14 protein-coding genes are annotated in these 19,069 nt (G+C 53.8%); 3 read left to right on the plus strand and 11 right to left on the minus strand.

Annotated features, from left to right (window positions below):
• Nucleotides 1–103: 103 nt before the first annotated feature.
• Nucleotides 104–796 (minus strand): tRNA (N6-threonylcarbamoyladenosine(37)-N6)-methyltransferase TrmO, encoded by a 693-nt coding sequence (tsaA, locus tag I2E77_RS02530; protein ID WP_087234970.1) that lies wholly within the window; start codon nucleotides 794–796, stop codon nucleotides 104–106.
• A gap of 399 nt (nucleotides 797–1,195) precedes the next feature.
• Here tsaA and I2E77_RS02535 point away from each other — a divergent pair, with 399 nt between their 5' ends.
• On the plus strand, nucleotides 1,196–6,244 hold the full coding sequence (locus tag I2E77_RS02535; protein WP_195450556.1) for an MGH1-like glycoside hydrolase domain-containing protein: 5,049 nt from the start codon (nucleotides 1,196–1,198) through the stop codon (nucleotides 6,242–6,244).
• Nucleotides 6,245–6,489: 245 nt separating this feature from the next.
• On the opposite strand, the gene rlmD is transcribed toward I2E77_RS02535, so the two are convergent.
• The 6 genes from rlmD to I2E77_RS02565 form a co-directional block, all read right to left on the minus strand.
• Nucleotides 6,490–7,686, minus strand: coding sequence for a 23S rRNA (uracil(1939)-C(5))-methyltransferase RlmD (rlmD, locus tag I2E77_RS02540; protein WP_243252494.1), 1,197 nt, complete (start codon nucleotides 7,684–7,686; stop codon nucleotides 6,490–6,492).
• Nucleotides 7,687–7,840: 154 nt separating this feature from the next.
• Nucleotides 7,841–8,824, minus strand: coding sequence for an N-acetyltransferase (locus I2E77_RS14210; RefSeq protein ID WP_195450558.1), 984 nt, complete (start codon nucleotides 8,822–8,824; stop codon nucleotides 7,841–7,843).
• Nucleotides 8,821–9,414: an AAA family ATPase gene (locus I2E77_RS02550; protein ID WP_330608880.1), complete on the minus strand. Its 594-nt coding sequence runs from the start codon at nucleotides 9,412–9,414 to the stop codon at nucleotides 8,821–8,823. Before I2E77_RS02550 ends, I2E77_RS14210 begins: the two co-directional genes overlap by 4 nt.
• The gene (locus I2E77_RS02555; protein WP_191405646.1) at nucleotides 9,350–9,964 is read right to left on the minus strand and encodes a transglutaminase-like domain-containing protein; all 615 of its coding nucleotides are present in this window, start codon (nucleotides 9,962–9,964) and stop codon (nucleotides 9,350–9,352) included. The genes I2E77_RS02550 and I2E77_RS02555 overlap by 65 nt, the downstream gene beginning before the upstream one ends.
• 45 nt (nucleotides 9,965–10,009) lie before the next feature.
• Nucleotides 10,010–10,234: a helix-turn-helix domain-containing protein gene (locus I2E77_RS02560; RefSeq protein ID WP_191396030.1), complete on the minus strand. Its 225-nt coding sequence runs from the start codon at nucleotides 10,232–10,234 to the stop codon at nucleotides 10,010–10,012.
• A 114-nt stretch (nucleotides 10,235–10,348) separates the two neighbouring features.
• Nucleotides 10,349–12,676, minus strand: a complete 2,328-nt coding sequence (locus tag I2E77_RS02565) for a tetratricopeptide repeat protein (RefSeq protein WP_195450559.1) — start codon at nucleotides 12,674–12,676, stop codon at nucleotides 10,349–10,351.
• A 210-nt stretch (nucleotides 12,677–12,886) separates the two neighbouring features.
• On the opposite strand from I2E77_RS02565, the gene I2E77_RS02570 reads away from it, so the two are divergent.
• Nucleotides 12,887–13,552: an HAD family hydrolase gene (locus I2E77_RS02570; RefSeq protein WP_195450560.1), complete on the plus strand. Its 666-nt coding sequence runs from the start codon at nucleotides 12,887–12,889 to the stop codon at nucleotides 13,550–13,552.
• 8 nt (nucleotides 13,553–13,560) lie between these two features.
• Complete coding sequence (locus tag I2E77_RS02575) at nucleotides 13,561–14,388, plus strand: FUSC family protein (protein ID WP_195450561.1); 828 nt, start codon at nucleotides 13,561–13,563, stop codon at nucleotides 14,386–14,388.
• Nucleotides 14,389–14,447: 59 nt separating this feature from the next.
• On the opposite strand, the gene I2E77_RS02580 is transcribed toward I2E77_RS02575, so the two are convergent.
• The 4 genes from I2E77_RS02580 to I2E77_RS02595 all read right to left on the minus strand — a co-directional run bounded on the left by I2E77_RS02580 (nucleotide 14,448) and on the right by I2E77_RS02595 (nucleotide 19,049).
• A complete protein-coding gene (locus tag I2E77_RS02580; protein WP_087234186.1) occupies nucleotides 14,448–14,981 on the minus strand; it encodes a YgjV family protein in 534 nt (177 codons plus the stop codon).
• A gap of 98 nt (nucleotides 14,982–15,079) precedes the next feature.
• On the minus strand, nucleotides 15,080–15,874 hold the full coding sequence (locus I2E77_RS02585; RefSeq protein WP_243252495.1) for a YoaK family protein: 795 nt from the start codon (nucleotides 15,872–15,874) through the stop codon (nucleotides 15,080–15,082).
• A 70-nt stretch (nucleotides 15,875–15,944) separates the two neighbouring features.
• Nucleotides 15,945–17,342 (minus strand): penicillin-binding transpeptidase domain-containing protein, encoded by a 1,398-nt coding sequence (locus tag I2E77_RS02590; RefSeq protein ID WP_191363036.1) that lies wholly within the window; start codon nucleotides 17,340–17,342, stop codon nucleotides 15,945–15,947.
• Between the two features lie 33 nt (nucleotides 17,343–17,375).
• On the minus strand, nucleotides 17,376–19,049 hold the full coding sequence (locus tag I2E77_RS02595; protein ID WP_195450563.1) for an FtsW/RodA/SpoVE family cell cycle protein: 1,674 nt from the start codon (nucleotides 19,047–19,049) through the stop codon (nucleotides 17,376–17,378).
• Between the last annotated feature and the right edge of the window lie 20 nt (nucleotides 19,050–19,069).

The following is a 19,069-nucleotide window of genomic DNA, read 5'->3' on the forward strand; positions in this document are numbered from 1 at the left end:
TTCTGTGGATTTTTACAGACCAGCTTTGGCAGTAAAAAAGCCGCGTACAATACGCGGCCAAAGCAAACCTATTTTCTCAATTTTTGCAAGGTGGGATCCCCTTTTACGTAAGAGGCACCACTTCACAGACCGATAAAACGCCGTCACGCACACGGAACCGCACATCAAAGCCCGCAAATGAAAGGCCATATTGCCGCTCCGGGTCGTGTTGGTACGATGGGCGCGGGTCCTGTGCTAAGACACCCATCAGGGCCTCCCGGCGGTTTTCCGGAATGCATCGTAACAGCTCCTCTGGGAAATCCACCTCCAACGCATATCCCTGGAACTGGTCCGCAAATCCCCCCACCGCCTCCGGGTGGCTATCCACCCCCGGCAAATAAGGCTTGATATCCAGAATCGGGGTCCCATCCATTAAGTCCGCGCCGGAGACATGCAGCACCGGCCCCAACGTAGGACTGAACTCCACTCGATCCAATTTCACGCTGGAAAGACCGATCGCGTTAGGCCGGAACGGGGAACGTGTGGCGAACACGCCCATGCGGGTATTCCCGCCCATGCGCGGCGGCCGCACCATGGGCGACCAGCCCTCCCGCACGGCCTCGGAAAATTGCCAGATCAGCCATATGTGGGAAAAGCCTTCCAATCCGCGCACAGCGTCCGGATTGCGGTACTCGGGCGCAAACACAACGGTCCCCTTTAAGGCTTTTACCAGGCCGCTCTGCCTGGGGATCCCAAATTTGGTAGAAAAATCGCAGTGCATCTGTGCAATAACTTTTATCGCAATCAATTCATTCATGACGGTTTCCTTTCCAATGCTACGATGTATTCCGCATCTGGATAATTCATAACTCCCATAAGCTTTATTAAATGTTTCCAGTTTAATCATACAACGGATATTGACCGTCAGCAAGCCCCTCTGAAATAGCAATACTTGATCGATTGCTCTTACCTATTTCCGCATAAAATCCGTTTTGGCTTTATTATAAAAGGTAATTGACACTATTTGAAGAAAATGTTACTATTTGCAGTAGCAAGATATGATAAATTACATAGTATTTTTAAAATATTATCATTGTTTTTATGAATAAACTATTTAACTTCTGTTCGAAGAATTGATATATATAAAATAAGGAAAGGAGGCTCTATAACCCTACACAAAAAGGACTTTATGAAAAAGAGGAGGAAAGGTATTCAGATGAAAGGAAAAAAAATTGTATCTACGCTCCTGGCGATCGCTATGTTGGCGTCCTATGCCCCATCCATCCAAGCCTTTGGCGCTGCAAGTAATGAACCGGAACAGATCCAGCCCATTAACGCGTTTGCAAACAGCGAGCAGGATGACAATGGCGTCCATCGGCTGGCCATCTATGCGATTGATGGCGATGAAGAAACACGTTGGGCAAATGAATGGCGCGGCATGACCTCGGAGCAGATGAACCACGCGTGGTTGACCGTCGACTTGGGGGCTGTCTATGACCTGAGCAAGATTGAAATCCTCTGGGAAGGGGAATCGGAATTCAGCAGCACCGGCGCCTGGGCCAAGAAATATGAGATCCAGGTATCGGACGACAATGAGCACTTTAAAACCATCTGCCGCAACAACAACGGCCGCTATGACCCGGTTCCCGAAAACGGTACTAGGGATGCGGAATCGTTCCGCGTCAGCGGGCAGGGCCGGTATATCCGCATGCAGTCGCTGGAAGAAGGGAAAGTCTCCTCCGGCAGCTCCATCCGGGAGTTCCGCGTCTGGGGCACTCCAACCGGGACCGATGCAGCGGGGGACTATGCGAATATCCTCAATACCGTGGACAATAAGTTCTCCGATATGGGCGCATGGTTTGGGTTCTACCTGCCCTCCGGGGACGACACAGGAAAACTCGGCGGTTTTGCTTGGCCGACCGTCATTTTGTACAGCAGGTTCTATACCTTAGCGGACAGCATCGGCAAATGGCAGGTCACCAACCAGGACGGCACTACATACGATCTCTCTAAGAGCGTGCTGACTGCGACCGCCTATCCGGGCAAGCTGGTGCAGTCCTATGAACTGGACGACTTCATTTTGCATCTAAACCTGATTTTTGCCAGCGACCGCACCGCTTTGATCGAGACAACCGTGGAAAACAAAACCGATCAAGCGCTTGAATTGCAGCTCAAACAGGTGGGAAGCCTGCGAATAGGGACCCTACAAGCCATAGAAGACGGCGTTTCCATTGCTGTCCAGGAGCCAACCCATTATGACATCCGGTTTGGCCGGCCGGTGGAGATCACGGCAGACGGTACCTCCTATGAGGCAGCGTTGGACCTGACGGTTCCCGCACAGGGCAGCGAGTCCATCTACCAAACGCAGAGCTACACCTTTGATGCGGAGGAAGCGGAGGCCGAAGAAAGCAAAGTTGCCGATATGCTGCAAAACAGTGCATCCTATTTTGAAGAAAACCAGGCAAGATGGGATGGGTACCTCGAGAAAATCAAGACAGCCGATGTGGAGCAAAGGTACAAGAATGCGGCGACAAAAGCGGTCATTACCCTGATAGGCAACTGGCGCAGCGCGGCCGGGCAGATGCCCTACGGTGCGATCCAGCCGTTTGGCAACGGAACCGTCGGCTTCTGGGCGTGGGACTCCTGGAAACATGCTGTCGCAACCTCCCGGTTCAATCCGGACCTCGCTAAAGAGGAATTGCGTGCGCAGTTCGCCTTCCAGATTCAAGAGGACGACGCCAACCGTCCGTGGGATGCCGGCGTGATCTGCGATTTGTTCCGCAACACCGGGATTGGGAACGACCGCAATACAAAGCCACCTTTGGCTGCTTGGGCTGTTTATAACTATTATCAGCAGACCGGAGACGAGGCCTTCATCGCAGAAATGTATCCAAAGCTGGTGGCCTATCACGAATGGTGGTACAGAAACCGCGACATCGATCACAACGGCATTGCGGAATATGGCGCTATGGTACACCGCGACCACTACCAGTATGACAGCTCCGGGAACATCCAGTACGATGAGAACGGAGAAGCATTGTTTAACACCGGTATGGTTTTACAGGCAGCAGCCTGGGAAAGCGGCATGGACAATGCCACTCGGTTTGACATAGAGGGATATGGCCCAGACGATATTGGCGTTCAAATCTATCGCGTCAAAAACGATGACGGGCAGACCATCGGCTATACCCTCAACCAGGAATCCGTCGACCTGAACGCTTATTTGTATGCCGAGAAGTGTTATCTCAATGCGATGGCGGAGATGCTCGGCAAAACGGAAGAAGCTGCACAATACGAAGCGGAAGCCGAGCAGGTACGTAACTACGTCAACGAGAATATGTTCGATGTGGATACCGGCTTCTATTACGATCTGCAAACCAACGAAGACGGATCGGTGAAAAAATTGCTGGTCAACCGCGGCAAAGGAACCGAGGGCTGGATCCCGCTCTGGGCAAATATGGCTATGCCGGCGCAGGCGGAGGCTGTCATCGACAACATGCTCGACGAAAACCAGTTCTATACCCCAATGCCCTTCCCCACCGCAGCAAGGGATAATCCAAAATACAGCCCGACCGCCTATTGGAGAGGCCCGGTCTGGATGGATCAGGCGATGTTTGCGGTGGAAGCCATGCATAACTATGGTCGGGATGAAGAGGCCGTAGAGTCCGCCTACCGCCTGTTTGACAATGCAAAGGGATTGCTGGGCGACGAACCGATCAATGAAAACTACAACCCGGAAACAGGCGACCGGCTCAATGCTACGAACTTCGGTTGGTCATCGGCCGCATTCTATAATCTGTTCCGGAACACCCTCTCCGGCGCGAATGAGACAACCTCACAGACCATTTTGAGCCAACCGGAAAACTCGGACGAAATTGTGCAGGAACTGGATAAAGCGGCGGCTGAAAGGCTTTCCAAATCCATCGACGAGATTATCGTCACCCGTCCGGATCAGACAGAACAGTTGCTCGCCCTTCAGGAAAAATATGAAAGCCTACCCGAAGAGGCACAGGACCTGATTGATCCGGAAAAGATTCAAACCCTTACGGAAATGATTGGCCTTGCGCAGCGCATCCAAGAAGAAAAGGCCCAAGTATGGATTAAAGATAAGAGTCAAAACGGCTATGACATCGATATCACGGAACTGACCAATAAAAAGGATATTAAGATTATTAAGGATGAAGAAAAGGAATACGCCTTGAAGGGATGGTTCCCTGTCGATGTAAAGGACGCTGATGCAAAGTTCAATGAGCTTCTCAGCGGAACGGAGAACAGCTTTACCATCGAGACAACCCTCAAGATCGGAGAGAGCAGCAGCTTTGGTTATCTTGCAGGAAATGGCGACCGCTCGGTCGGCTTCCGGACAGAGGCCGTTGGCGGAGGATACCGGTTGTATTTCTACATCTGTCACAACGGTGGCTGGCAAGGAGTGAGCAGTGATGTGATCTCCACCGAAGCGATCAAAAACTGGCTGCGTGTTGCCGCCGTATTTGATGCGGACACAGATCAACTGCGCCTGTATGTGGAGGATCAGTCCTATACAACGGACGGCGTGACTGGAATCGACCGGAGCGAACATGGTTTCTCCGTTGGACTCGGTGAATTCGATAATGCCGAGGTGGACGACCATCGCAACACGCACACCTTCTATAATTTCCGCATATACGACAAGGCATTGACCTTTGAGGAATTCCAATCCCAGAGCATCACCCCCGAAGATGAGCACGTACAGTTGTGGTACGATTTCAGCGAACTCGATTACGACGATCCTGAAGGGCAAGAACCCACCGAAGACACGATCGTGATCCGCTACAACGGGCGCAATGCGTCGCTGGTGGTCAATGGCGAGGAGCAGACGATTGCCGACTTGCTGGGCGTGTATACGGCTCCGGCAACGGAAGAAGCGCTCACCCTCGAATTTACGCCGATGCAGGGCCGCGAATTCGCCGGCGTGCAGGTCAACGGAGTGGATGTGGAAGAATCCGCGTTTGAAGCGGATTCCTTTGTGGTAGAAATCCCGGCAGAGGACGCAGTCAAGGGCTTAGAGAACACCTATACCTTTACAGTGGTAGACAAGCAGAACCTGCGCGCTGCCATTGAGATTGCAGAGGGCCGTGCAGATGAAGCAGCGGAAGCCGTTCCGTCCGTACAGGAGAAGTACGAAGCGGCTTTGCAGGCGGCGAAGGACGTCGAAGCAAAGAAGACCGCAACGCAGGACGAGATCAACACCGCATGGAGCGACTTGATCGACGCGCTGCACTACCTGAGCTTTGTTGCAGGCGACAAGAGCCAGCTGGACATCCCGATGGAAATCGCATATTCCATCAACCGCGACCTGTTCACGCCGGACAGCCTGAAAGCGCTGGACGAAGCGTATGCAGCGGCGGAAGACCTGCTGGACGATGAAGAAGTCCTGGAAGCGGACATCACCGCAGCAGTCGATGCGCTGTATGACGCCATTTATGGCCTGGTCTACCGCGCAGACATCAGCGATCTGGAAGCGCTGGTCAACAAGGGCGACGGCATTGTCGAAAACGCAGACCAGTACATCCAGAACGAGGCATGGACGAGCTTTGAGACTGTCCTGGCCGAAGCAAAGTCCGTGCTGGAAGATGCAAATGCAACGCAGGATGCGGTGGACACGGCTGTGAAAGACCTTACGGCGGCGATCTCCGCCTTGCGCATGATCCCGAATAAGGATGCGCTGGAAGCATTGATCGGAGAAGCTGAAGCGATCAACACCAATAAGTACACGGCGAAGAGCGTGGCAACGATGAAGGCCGCATTGAGCACTGCGAAGGCAGTCCTGAACGACGCAGAAGCGACCGAGGAAGAGGTTGCAGACGCAGTCGAGACGCTGGAGAATAGCATCAACGGTCTGGTCGAGAAGAGCACCTCCACGGGCTCGAAGAACAGCGGCAGCACGTCTGCGAATGTCGGCAACGCATACGGCGCAGCGGGCGTTGTATCTGCAAGCCAGAGCGTGGCAGCAAATGCGTATGTGGTTTCCGACACGACGGTCAACTTCACGTTGAAGAGAGGCAGCGCATACTGCTTCAAGATGACGGTCGTCAACGGCAACGCCATGACGCCGGGCTTCACGGCCGGCAACGGCGATGTGCTGAAGACGCAGTTTGTGGCGAAGATCGGCAACGACTACTACTACAGAGTCTATGCAACCGGCACGCCGGGCCAGAGCACGGGCGTTTACACCACCCTGCCGGGCCAGAATGCAGCGAAGCATTGTGCAGTGACGATTGCGTAAGAACAAAAACGAAATAACAGGAAAGAGTTCTTTCCTGTAAACCATAAGTCCCCCGTCCTGGGAAAATTCCCAGGACGGGGGATTCATTCATCGCACACAAGAGTTAAGTTTTAACAGGGGAATGAACTGAGCGACCATACTATGCGGCAATCATCTGGTAGCTCATCGAAATATTCTTAACTTATTTTTAATAAATCCACTATTAAATACTGTATAAATGCTCAGAAATAAAATATTGGGTTTATTTAAAGTTTGGACAAAAGGCAGACTGTCTCCACATGATTTGTGTGTGGGAACATGTCCACTGGCTGAATCTCCTGCACATGGTATCCCGCACGCACTAGGAATTGCAGATCGCGCTGAAGCGTCTCTGGGTTGCAGGAGATGTAAACAATCTTCTTGGGCGCTAACCCCGCCAAAGAAGTTAAGAACTGCTCGTCGCTGCCTGCGCGGGGCGGGTCCATGAGCACCACGTCGACGGTTTCCCCCTCGTCGGCCATTGCGGAAAGAAATTCCCCGGCGTCCGCATTGTAAAAATACACGTTCTTGATTCCATTTCGCTTGGCATTGGAAATGGCATCACGGACAGCATCCCGGTTGAGCTCCACGCCGGTTACGTGTCCCGCACCGTGTTTCGCGGCAATCAGCCCAATGGTCCCCGTGCCGCAATAGGCGTCCACCACCGTTTCTTTTCCGGTAAACCCGGCGAGTTCAATCGCTTTATTATAGAGGACCTCGGTCTGTACCGGATTGATTTGATAAAACGACTTGGCGGATATGCGAAACACACAGCCGCATAGGGACTCTTCGATATAACCGGGACCATAGAGCACCTTCTCCGATTCTCCCAGCACCATGCTGGTGGCGCGGTTGTTGACGTTCTGCAAGATTGTCGTGATCTCTGGATGCGCTTTGCGCAGGGCTTTCACAAAATTGTTTTTTGCGGGGAGAATCGGGGAGACAGTCACCATCACAACCATCACCTGGCCGCTGACAAACCCACGCTTGACCAGCACATGGCGCACCAATCCACGCCCGGTGTCCTCGTTGTAGGGCTCCATTTTGAAATCTTTCATCAGCTTTCGGATGGTCCCGACAATGCGGTCCGCCGTCTCATCCTCAATCATACAGCTTTCCACAGGGACCACCCGGTGCGTGCTCGCCTGATAGACCCCGGAGACAATCTGCTTTCTTCGATCCAGGGCAAAGGCAGCCTGTACCTTGTTGCGATAGTGGTAGGGATGCTCCATGCCGATAATCGGGTTCACCCGATGGAACCGTCCCAGTAACCGTTCCACCAGCTCCTGCTTCCAGTGAAGCTGGCGCGGGTAAGACATATTTTGCAACTGGCAGCCGCCGCATTTCCGATACAGTGGGCACGGGTTGGGATTGCGCTCCGGTGCATGAGTCTCCCGCCGTCTTTGCTGTTCCTGATTCTCCATAGTGTATTCTCTCCGTTCCATAACGTCTTTTTCTACTTGTCTTCATTATAAGGGGCGGCTTGTGGAAAAGCCAGTCCCATTTTCGCATTTCCTTGCAGATGGCAAAAGGGCGTACGGTAAATTGGAACCATACGCCCTTTCTTGAATACAAATCTTATTTGTCCAACCGAAACATGATGTTGTTCACCGCTTCTATGCGGCTGTCTTTTTGCCAAAACATCCGGTATGCGGTTTCGCCGGTTGCATCGTCTATATGCTGCTCGACCAGATGGAACCCGTGCTTCTGGTAAAAACGCACCGCACGCCCGTTCTTTTCATAGACCTCAAGGGTTAAAGCGCGATGTTTCTTTTGGCTGAAGACGAGCAACCCGCCTCCTACACCTTTCCCCCGGAAGGCGGGGGCCACAAAGAGCCCCGCTATGTAATCCTCCTGTAGGCCGATAAATCCGCGCACGGTATCCCCTTCCAAATCGACCCAGATCTCCGAGCAGGGCAGCGCCTCGCGCACAGAGTCAGCCGCCCCTCTCCAATAGGACGCCGGGATAAAGGCGTGCGCCTGTAAATTGCCATGGAGCCAAATGTCCATGCAGGCGTCCAACTGTTCCGGCTGCATGCGCTGGATGCGGTGATTTTTCACACAGTAGAGGATATGGGGCATGTCCACCCCATGGTAGTGTTTGACCATCGTCCCGGCGGGCTGCATCCCGTTGCGCCTTGCCACGCGTTGGGAAGCATAATTGTTGTCCCGGATGATGGAATACACCTCCGGCACGCCAAGCGTCTCAAACGCATACCGTTTACAGCCCTGTGCGGCCTCCGTCGCATATCCATTGTGCCAATAGTCCTGGCGGAAGAGATAGCCGATTTCCACCACGCGCCTGCCGTCGCCCGCATCCTGCATGGTCAGGCCCGCTTGCCCTATAAAGGTATTGGTCCCTTTCAGCAGCACGGCCCACAGGCCAAAGCCGTCCGTTTGATAGCGCGTGATCTGCCGGTCCAGCCATTCCTGCACCTCTTCGCCGCTGAACGCGTGCTCATACGCATACATCGCGGTTTCATCCTGTAAAATGGTGCACAAGTTGGCAAAATCCCCCTGGTTCAGTTTCCGCAGATAAAGCCGTTCCGTCTCAAAAATCATGGTTCTTCCCTTCTTTCGATTTCCCTGCATATTCGTTGCGCCGCCTCCTCCGGGCGGATGGTGCTCACATCGATTTTGATCGAATCCATTGTATCATAGAGGGGCAAACGCGCGACACTGCGTTCGATCACATCTGCAGAACGCACCCCATTTGCAATGTCGTGTTCCAGCCGGGCACGCAATGCTCCTTCCGAAAGGGTCAATGTAAACAGATAGAAACGAAAATCCAGATCCTGTAATTGCTCGAGCAACCCGTCTATGATTTCCCGCTGGTGCATGACCCAACCAAAGATGACCGTCTCATAGGCGGAACACCGCAGGAAATTCCGGAGCAGATAGACAATGTTGCCGGTCACCATGGCCTTTGTCTCCTCGTTGACGAGAAACGGCTGCATATTCCAGCACCAGTCGCCGTCCAGAAAAACGGCCGGCTGCATCTGCTTTAAAAGCGCTGCACAGGTAGCACTTTTCCCGGCGCCCATGGTGCCGTTGACAAAGAGCAGCCGTTTTTGTGCCGCCCCCATCTCAGAGGCGGGAGGGAAGATGCTTTGCCAACATCTCCCGGCAATCGTCGTTTTGTTCCAACACATCCGTGGTGCATTTCAGCGGTTCCACATAGATGGTGGGATAGTCGATTTCTCCCTGCTCGGGGTGTACAGGAACGGCGACCTGTTCCCGGCAAGGGTCGTCGGGGAAAAACTGTGCGTTTTTTCGTCCGGTGTTGCCGCGCGCATCGACGCGGGTCCAATGATCCCGTTCCGCGATGTAGACCGCATTCAACGCATGGATGCAGTAGCCGCCTTCCGGACGATGCCGCGCCAGCCGCTGATAGCAAAACCCCACCGGGATTCCCGCGCTACGCAGCAGGGCCGCCAGCAACATGGACTTTGCATAGCAGATTCCTTCCCGGAAGCGCAGGGCTTCGGAGGCCGTGCGGGTGACGCGGCTGCTGTGGATATCCCCGGAATGGGGGAGTTCATCGCGCACAAAGGTGAACGCCGCGAGAATCTTTTCCAGGTCGTTGGTGCATCCGGCAAACAGGAGGCCGGCCTCCTGCTGAATCGCCGGGTGGTGGTAATCGACATACCGGCTCTCCTGCAAGTAATCATTGAGACGCCCGCTTTCCAAACGATATTCCATCTGTATCCTCTCCTGTCCTACTTCACAAACAGCGCGCCCGTCCGCTCAGTCCCGTGGGAAGGGACGCTTTTGGCCGCTGACGCCGCAGATGTAATTTAAATCCACATTATAAAATTTTGCCAACACGATCATGCTGTCCAATGGGATGCGGATTTTGCCTGTCTCATAATCCGAATAGGTCTTTTGCCCCACATGAAGAATCCCTGCAATCCGCTCCTGTGTCAAATCCTGATCCTCGCGCAGGGCCCGAATCCGTTCTGTATAATGCATCAGAATCCCACCTATACGATTTTTGGTATGATAGCAGTGGAATGCCCCTGCTGGCCTTCCGGTGTATAAAACCTAAAATGATTCGGAGGTGGCTTCCATTGTTGGCGGGGGAGGTCAAGAATTTTTATCGGATGGGGTGGTCTTGTCCTGCTCTGTGCGAAGTTTCTCTGCACGCTGGCGGTATTCCTGCGCCGCCTTTGCATCGTGGCGTACATCTTCTAAGTATTCTGCATAATTTTCTAGATTAGTGATACAGTCGGGAGCAACTGCAAGAGCCTTTTGGAGATATTCTTCGGTTTTGTCATAGTCATGTCGCTGTTCATATAAAAATACGGTATAGTTTCCCAAAGCCCTTACGTCCTTCGGATCGGCTTCAATCGCGCGTTGGTAATATTCCTCCGCCTTGTCGTAATCCTGCCGTTGGTCACATAGGAAATTCGCATAATTTCCAAGATTATTTGCATCCTTCGGGTCGGCTTCAATCGCACGCTGGTAATATTCCTCTGCCTTGTCGTAATCTTGCCGTTGGTCACATAGGAAATTCGCATAATTTCCTAGCGTATTTGCATTCTTTGGGTCGGCTTCAATCGCGCGTTGGTAATATTCCTCTGCCTTGTCGTAATCCTGTCGTTGGTTCTTCAAGAAAATCGCATAATTTCCTAGTGTATTTGCACGCTTCGGGTCGGCTTCAATCGCGCGTTGGTAATATTCCTCTGCCTTGTCGTAATCCTGCCGTTGGTCACATAGGAAATTCGCATAATTTCCTAGCGTATTGGCATGCTTCGGATCGGCTTCAATCGCACGTTGATAATATTCCTCCGCCTTGTCGTAATCCTGTCGTTGGTCACATAGGAAACTCGCATAATTTCCAAGATGATTGGCATGCTTCGGGTCGGCTTCAATCGCACGTTGATAATATTCCTCCGCCTTGTCGTAATCCTGTCGTTGGTCACATAGGAAATTCGCATAATTTCCAAGTGTATTTGCATGCTTCGGATCGGCTTCAATCGTACGTTGATAATATTCCTCCGCCTTGTCGTAATCCTGTCGTTGGTTCTTCAAGAAAATCGCATAATTTCCTAGCGTATTGGCACGCTTCGGGTCGGCTTCAATCGCACGTTGATAATATTCCTCCGCCTTGTCGTAATCCTGCCGTTGGAGATTTAGGAAATTCGCATAATTTCCCAAGTTTTTTGCATCCTTCGAGTCGGCTTCAATTGCGCGTTGATAATATTTCTCCGCTTCATCCATCTCGTGCTGATCTTCCCAATAAAGTGCATAGCTTCCCAGTACGTATGCGCTCTTTGGAAATTTTACCAAAGCTGCGTCCAAAAGCCTTTTCTGCTCTTCTGGCCGATAGTTCCACAAGTTGTACAGCCAGATTTCCGGCATTTCTTGTCCGATAATCTGCGCAACGCTCTCGCGCATAGAATTGTCATCCGAGAGATTTTGATCTTTTCTACTCTCAGTTTCGTCCGCTAAGAGTTTCGTTAACGCATCTTTTGCTTCCTGCCACTTTGCCTGAAAGACCTGTTCCCGTTCCTTTGCCTGTTCCATATAGGCCTTTTGAAAATGGAACCGGTCAAACAGATGCATTAGGACCCCGTCGAACCCTATACGGCCATCCACAAAACAGCCCTGGCTGTTTGCCACAAACCGCCAAATACGCTCGGTGAGCTCATCCTCCCGATAATACAACCAATAGGGCCGTTTGATCTGACCCGCAACGCTCTCCAAGTACCCCATCAGGCCGGGGTCGTTCCCCGCGTAGCCGATGAATACCGGATGATATGTTTTCAACACATCCTTCAGCATCTCTTTCCAACTCAAATCCAGCCGTTGGGTTTCCTCCGTCGTATTCCGCATATTGTTGAACATATCGCCGTGTAATTTTAAAATTTTGGGGTAGTCCGCATACAGATCCAAATATTTGAGTTCTTCTTCCGTGCTGATAACCCACGGAATTTGGGCTGTATCACGAAAAATGGAGGTCTCCACCAGCTTATCAAAATTGGTCGTAAGGACAATATTATTCGCCGTCCCCGTCATGACATTGGCCAGCGCCAAATATCCCGCGCTTGGTTCCGCTTGCGCCGTCACATTCCGAATAAACGTGTGGCCCTCCGCTTCATCTTCCTCAAAGCGCTTCTGGTAGTAGTCGCTGTAGTGCGCATACTGATCCTGCTTTGAGCGGATTTCCATTTCCCTTTGCCAGATTTCATATTCCTTTTGGGAATCCCGCCTGCGTATGTATTCGTCCCATTGGTCGACCAAATTCTGGCCGGAAGGGATGCCGGATGTTCTGGAAGCGCCGGCGCCCAGTACAAAACAAAACCGCTTGGCTGTATATTGTACCAGATCCAGGTCCATCTCTTGCAGCAAATGCTGTAAAGTTCGGAAGGGAACTGTCATTCCATACCGTGTTTTCTCGCCTTTTCCCATACTTCTCCCCACCTTCGACCATTTTTTCGGAAACAAATTTATTTTACCATAGTTTTCCATAAAGTAAAAGATTTTTAGGCGATGATTCCCAAATCCACGATTTTCGCCCCACTCTTGGAAACCGCTTCCGCTGGAACCACCCAAACCTTGCAAAACCGGCTGAAATTGAGTAAAATAAAGAAACATTCCAAATAGAAAAAGGGTGGTTGCTTGTATCGGGCATGTATTTTTGACCTGGACGGAACCCTGGCGAATACACTGTATTCCATTGCCAACTTTTCAAACCGCGCGCTCCAGGCATGCGGTTATCCAACCATCGCCCCGGAGGACTTCCGCAAGATCGTGGGGGATGGGGCGGATACGCAGATGCGCCGGATGCTCACGCGCGTCAAAGGGGCCTTCACCGAGGAGGAGCTTTCCCATCTGCGCACCATATACGACGGCTACTATGCCGCGGACCCCACGGACCGGATTCAGCCGTACGACGGCATGATGGACACGCTCCAACAGCTCCATGCGAAGGGAATCCGCCTGGCGGTCCTTTCCAATAAGCCCCATGCATGGACGGTCTCCATCATTCAAACAATGTTTGGGGACAAGCTGTTCGACTGCTACTATGGACAGCGCGCAGGGATTCCAAAAAAGCCCGCGCCGGACGGCGCACTGCACATCGCGGAAGAGCTCGGCGTCCCTGCCAAGGAGTGCCTTTACATCGGCGATACCAACACCGATATGAAGACCGGTGCGGCGGCCGGGATGGACACCGCCGGGGCGCTTTGGGGCTTCCGCGACCGCCGGGAGCTGGAGGAAAACCACGCGGTCTACATTCTGGAAAAGCCCACAGAACTTTTGGGCATTGTCCTGGGTGACAAATGAGGGACGCCATGGAACGGATCAAAAAACTGTTAAAATCCAGCGGGGGAATGGGGCTGCGCATCGTCAAGACGGGCATTGCCGCCACCCTCTGCGTGGTGGTTTCCTATTGGCTGATGCTGGACACCCCGTTCTTTGCCGTGTCCACCACGGTCATTTCCATGGGGAAATCCATCGACATCTCCATCCGCGGCGGCAAGAACCGGATCGTTGGCGCAGCGATTGGCGCGGCGATCGGCGCAGCCTTTGCCATGGCGCTGCCGGGGAACGCGGGGCTGTGCGGCATCGGCGTCATCCTAACGCTGTATCTCTGCCACGTTTTGAAGCTCAACGGCGGCGCGCCGCTGGCCTGTATCATCTTCACCATCGTCGTGCTGTATCGCGGCTCGGACCCATGGTTCTACGCCGGGCAGCGCTGCCTGGAGGTCTTGATCGGCGTGGCCATTGCGCTGCTGGTCAATATCATCATCATGCCGCCCAACTATGTGGCGCAGATCAAGCGCGCCTATGCCGACCTGCGCGGCCTTGTGGAGGAGTCCATCGACTTCGCCTCCACCGGCGACCCCATCGACATCCTTGCGATCAATCAGACGATCCGCGCGCTCTCCACGGCGGTGGAACATTATATCGGGGAGATCAAATTTTTCCGTGGAAACGATGAGGAGGTCTTTCAGATCTCCTGCAAGATCGCAACCTACCGTCAGATTCTGCACGAGCTCACCAGCATCGACGAGCTGGGACAGCGGCCCATCCCAAAGGATAGCCCGCTGTATCCGGTCTTTTCGTACCATCTGGAGCGGCTGATTGCATTATACGATGCATGTAAAGAGGAAGCATAACTTCATACGGAACCGGCCCCATACCCCGGAGCAATTCTTCGAGGCATGGGGCCGGTTTTTTAAATATGTTCTTCCGCAGCGCCTTCGCGCCTGCATCCCGAACGTTCGCTTCGCCACAGCCGGACGATGGCCACCGTATCCACCACTAAAACGATGGAATCGCTGATAGCGGTCGAAAAGTCGCAGATCAGGAACGAATAGACGATCCAGAGCAGGACGTTCACAAAGATGCTGCATTTGGTCGCCATTTCTCCCTCAATATAATGGCAACAAATGGTGTATTCTACGGTTGCCAAAACCGGCAGAAGCCCGACCAGCCCCCGCGTATTGGCCAGAAGGCCCGCCACAATGGTGAGGATGACAAAGGCCACCATCACCGGCTTTGTATACCGGCCTTTTGCGACCACCAGGTTCCGCACCGCGCTGAGCACCAATGTGGTCATCCCCGCCAACGATCCAAAAAAGACGGACGCCACCGCCAAAAGCGCGCATTCCAAGAACTGGCAGAAAAAGACCGCCTGCTTGCGCTTCACCACACAGCTCGCCACCATAAACAAGGCGGCGAAAAACGAAAGGATGTTTCCTATAATCATCAACCCTTCGGCCTCACATTCGTTTGGCGCCGGCTATAGGCCGGGCCAGTCAGATTCTTCAGATGGATACCCCGCAGCAGCGCCCGGTCCCCAGCGCCTTAGCAATTCTTTTCTGACTTAGATGCATCCTCTTTCCCAGCAAGCTCCTTCTGTGGGATTTGCGCCAGGTGCCGGATATCCTCCCCGATCTCATCCCACTCGTGGACAAGCTGCGGGTTCGACTCCATATCCTCCCGGATGAACATCAGGACAAACCCGATCAGCAACAACAGCGCCGCCACCCAAATGGCGGGCTCCTGGAACCGCAGGCTCATCAGTGCGCCAACCGCCGCGCCGACCGCAAACACGAAGATGACAAAATAATACTGCCGGCTCTTTTTCCAAAGCGAGGGCTCCTTTGTCACACGGAATTTACAGAGCATCGCCGTAGCACTGCGCATATTCCCGATGCACATGGTTGTTGCAAAGGGAAGCCCCTTGAATTTCCGGAAGCTATTGACCTGCATAGCGCAGGCAAACGACATGCAGGCATTGGCCAGCATATTGACCGACTGCGGCATCAGCCCGACGGCCGTCAGCAGGAGCACCTCCACAAGCAGGACGATCTGCCTCCAATGGATTTTCCGGTAATCCCGGCAGCGCTGATGGACCCATTCGGTCACATAAACGCCGGAAATGAAAGCAGCCAACGGAATCACATAATGCAGCGCCGCCGGCCAATTTCCCATCGCCAGATTTTGCCCCAGCAGGACCAGATTGCCTGTCTGTGCATTGGCAAACACCTTGCCCCTGCAATTGTAGGAGTAGGCGTCCTGAAAGCCCCCGGCCAATGTCAGGAAGACCGCCAGCGCCATGGATTCCGACATTTGCGTCTTTGTTTTCCAGCTTTTCATCATTTTCCCACCTCATTTTATTTCCAGCCACAAGAAAGCCCTGGCCTATCCAAGAAAGGCCAGGGCCCTTTTATTCGCTGCCCGCGGACGGGATTTTTGCGGCCTCCGCCATCATCGCAGAGGCGACGCCGCCCGCCGCCCGAATGCCGGAAGCGCCGTTTTCCACCACCACCGCAAAGGCGTACGGCGTCTGTTCATTGCTCGAGAACCCGACCATCCAGGCGTTCGGCTCCTTGCCACCGCCCACCTCGGCGGTGCCGGTTTTTGCACAAACAGCCATGTTCGGGAATAGATTGTCCCCGTATTCGCTTGTGACGTTGTACCGCATGGCCTCCTTCAGCTTTGCCGCTGTGTCCGCCTGCACAAGCTGGCGGTCGTTTTGCGTGTGCCCCGCCTTGGTCACTAAGCCAAAATGCGTGGTGATGCTTTCGATCATATACGGCTTGACCGGCGTCCCGCCGTTGGCGATCGCCCCCATCAGGAGCATCATATGGTAGGGGTTGGTCAGATCCGTATACTGTCCCACACCGCTCCATGCGAGTTCGTTTTCCTCGGCATCGGACACATCGTACTGGCTTTTGCTGGTCGGAATCCCATCCAGGTCGAAACTGCGGTTAAAGCCCATTGCTTCCGCCGCGGCCGTCATCTTTTCCTTGCCCAGCTCCATCGCCAGCTCCGCAAAGACAATGTTGCAGGATTTCGCCAAGCCGTCTTTGAAACCAATATTCCCATGCCGGCTCAGGCAAGTGATCTTGTTGCCGTTCACCGTGATCTCCCCCTGGCAGTTGAAGGTGCGGGTATCCAGATCCGGGATATTTTCGATGGCGGCCGCACTGGTGACGATCTTGAAAATAGAGCCGGGCGTATAAGATGCAGAGAGCGCCCGGTTGAGGTAAACACCTTCGTACTTCCCGGAGGTGTCGGTATTGAGATCTGCCGGTACGTTGCCCGGGTCAAAGGTCGGCGAGCTCACCATGCAGAGCAGTTCGCCCGTCTTGTAGTTGTATAGAACTGCCGCACCCTTTTGATTTCCAAACGCCTGCAACGTAACCTTGCTCAGGTTGCTGTCCAGGGTCAATTGGATGTCGCTGCCCGTCGTTTCCCCTGTGGGCGTTGCCAGGCCGGTAACGATGTTATAGCCCGCCAACTCCGCACGGTAACTATACTGCACGCCGGTGGAAATATACCCCATTGTATCGCCTACCGCGTGGAGTGTCGCCCGGCGCACCAGTTCGTCGTCGTTATACAGGCGTTCGCCGTCCTTGCTCTGCGCCAAAACTGTCCCGTTCCGGTCGAGCACTTCCCCCGCATAGGAGAGCTGCCCGCCGCTGGACAGATGCTTGTTATACGGCTGGAAGGCCCAGTTCCCACCCTCCAGCACAAGGGACGCCAGAAAGATGACCAGCCCCACGAGAAATCCACCGGTCAGAAGGAATAAGATCAGGGAGCGGGTTCCCGTTGTCTTCATCATACCACCGCCTTTCTCTCCATCATGGGCCCACTATTTCCGCTTTCGTACCGCATAGGTGCGTTCGTCGCTGGCCTTGATAAAGGCCAACAGGCCCCAAACCGCTACCATGCTGGACCCGCCCTGGCTGACAAAGGGAAGCGTCACGCCCGTCAGCGGCAGCACGTCCGTTGCGCCGAACACGTTCAGGCAGGTCTGGAACAGCATCATCCCCGCTGCTGCACAGGCGGAGATCGAATAGAAGGTCGAGCGGCTGCGCGTCACGTCGGAACGGGCGTAAAACACCAGCAGTGCAATTGCCAGCACGATGGTGAGGCCCAAAATCAGGCCCAGTTCCTCGCACACCATGCCGAACACCAAGTCACTGGTGGAGGCAAACACGCTCTTTAGATAGCCGTTGCCCAATCCGACGCCGAAAAAGCCGCCGCTGGCCGTGTAGGTGAGGACGCGCGTCTGTTGATAGCCCGCCTCGTTTGCGAATTCCCACACATGCCGCCACGCGGCAAACCGCTGCGCCACATAAGGCCGGAACCGCAAAATCAGGAACACGCCGAACACCGCGGCGGAGCAAATCAATGCGATGGTGCGCACACTGCCGGAGCGCATGAATGCGATAATCAGGAACGTCACAAAAAAGATGCAGGCCGTGCCGAAGTCGCGCATCAAAAACAGGGCGCCGAGGCATACGCCTCCAAAGAGGATGAACCCGGAAAGGTTCCGCGCCGTTTGCAGCCGGTCCAGTGTAGACGCCCCGACAAACACAAAGGCGATCTTAATAAACTCCGATGGCTGCACGCTGACCGGCCCAAGCGAGATCCAATTTCGCGCGCCGTTATTCTCAGAAGCAAACACTAAATTGATCGCGAACAACACAATTGCGCCGATGGCAATGGCAAGCCGCCAGCGCATCACGCGCTCCAAGTCGTTCATGAACCAGATCATGATGCAGAACAGCACAATGCCCAACAAAAGGGCGCCAAGCTGGATATAGGTTGCCTCCACGCCGCTTCCGCAAAGCAACATGATGCCGATGCCGGAGAGCAAAAATCCCACGGTTTCCAACTCAAAGCTGACCCGGTTGAGGCCCTTCATGGAATAGAGATAAAATCCCCACTCCATCACAACCAAAACGCCCAATGGAATCAGCGGCATATAGCTGAATTGCCCGCCTGCAAAGCACGCTTCGATACAGAGCATGATCTGGATCAGCATCACCACAAACAGCAAGCCAAACGGGGAGGCCGCATGTACCCGGCGGCGTTTCGGAGGCTTGAGGTTTTTCGCTTCACTGGTCCGCTTGAGCATCAGGGATGTGGAACCCAACGTAATGACATCGCCGGGCAAAATCTGCGCGCGGTCTTCCACCTTCTTGCCGTTGACGCGCGTCCCCGCCTTGGAATTGGTGTCAACCACAATCCAACCGCTTTCCCGGCGCATTAAAACGGCATGGTCACGGCTGACGGTGCTGTCGTGCAGCACAATGTCGCAGCTTCGGCTGCGCCCAAGGGAATTCTCCCAATACAAAACGGGGATGATTTCCTTGGTCACCATATCCTGCAAAATCACCACCGGGTCTTCCCGCCGCCGCCCCGCTTTCAGGGAATGAAAGCACCGGCAGACCACCACAATGGAGAGCAGCGGCACCGCAATCCGCAGCAAATACAGCGCCACAGAGAAGATATTCTGTATGACAGGATTGTCCAGCATGGGCCGGCCTCCTTTTCTTT

This window comes from Anaeromassilibacillus sp. 1001302B_160321_C8 (assembly GCF_015554745.1).
GTDB classification, from domain to species: domain Bacteria; phylum Bacillota; class Clostridia; order Oscillospirales; family Acutalibacteraceae; genus Anaeromassilibacillus; species Anaeromassilibacillus stercoravium.

What these genes read in the sequence shown, in the direction of transcription:
- I2E77_RS02590 (WP_191363036.1), bottom strand. Translation starts at nt 17,342, where the DNA reads ATGAAGACAACGGGAACCCGCTCCCTGATCTTATTCCTTCTGACCGGT.
- I2E77_RS02535 (WP_195450556.1), top strand. Translation starts at nt 1,196, where the DNA reads ATGAAAGGAAAAAAAATTGTATCTACGCTCCTGGCGATCGCTATGTTG.
- I2E77_RS02555 (WP_191405646.1), bottom strand. Translation starts at nt 9,964, where the DNA reads ATGGAATATCGTTTGGAAAGCGGGCGTCTCAATGATTACTTGCAGGAG.
- rlmD (WP_243252494.1), bottom strand. Translation starts at nt 7,686, where the DNA reads ATGGAGAATCAGGAACAGCAAAGACGGCGGGAGACTCATGCACCGGAG.
- I2E77_RS02550 (WP_330608880.1), bottom strand. Translation starts at nt 9,414, where the DNA reads ATGTGTTGGAACAAAACGACGATTGCCGGGAGATGTTGGCAAAGCATC.
- I2E77_RS02585 (WP_243252495.1), bottom strand. Translation starts at nt 15,874, where the DNA reads ATGAAAAGCTGGAAAACAAAGACGCAAATGTCGGAATCCATGGCGCTG.
- I2E77_RS02575 (WP_195450561.1), top strand. Translation starts at nt 13,561, where the DNA reads ATGGAACGGATCAAAAAACTGTTAAAATCCAGCGGGGGAATGGGGCTG.
- I2E77_RS02565 (WP_195450559.1), bottom strand. Translation starts at nt 12,676, where the DNA reads ATGGGAAAAGGCGAGAAAACACGGTATGGAATGACAGTTCCCTTCCGA.
- I2E77_RS02580 (WP_087234186.1), bottom strand. Translation starts at nt 14,981, where the DNA reads ATGATTATAGGAAACATCCTTTCGTTTTTCGCCGCCTTGTTTATGGTG.
- I2E77_RS02595 (WP_195450563.1), bottom strand. Translation starts at nt 19,049, where the DNA reads ATGCTGGACAATCCTGTCATACAGAATATCTTCTCTGTGGCGCTGTAT.
- I2E77_RS14210 (WP_195450558.1), bottom strand. Translation starts at nt 8,824, where the DNA reads ATGATTTTTGAGACGGAACGGCTTTATCTGCGGAAACTGAACCAGGGG.
- tsaA (WP_087234970.1), bottom strand. Translation starts at nt 796, where the DNA reads ATGAATGAATTGATTGCGATAAAAGTTATTGCACAGATGCACTGCGAT.
- I2E77_RS02560 (WP_191396030.1), bottom strand. Translation starts at nt 10,234, where the DNA reads ATGCATTATACAGAACGGATTCGGGCCCTGCGCGAGGATCAGGATTTG.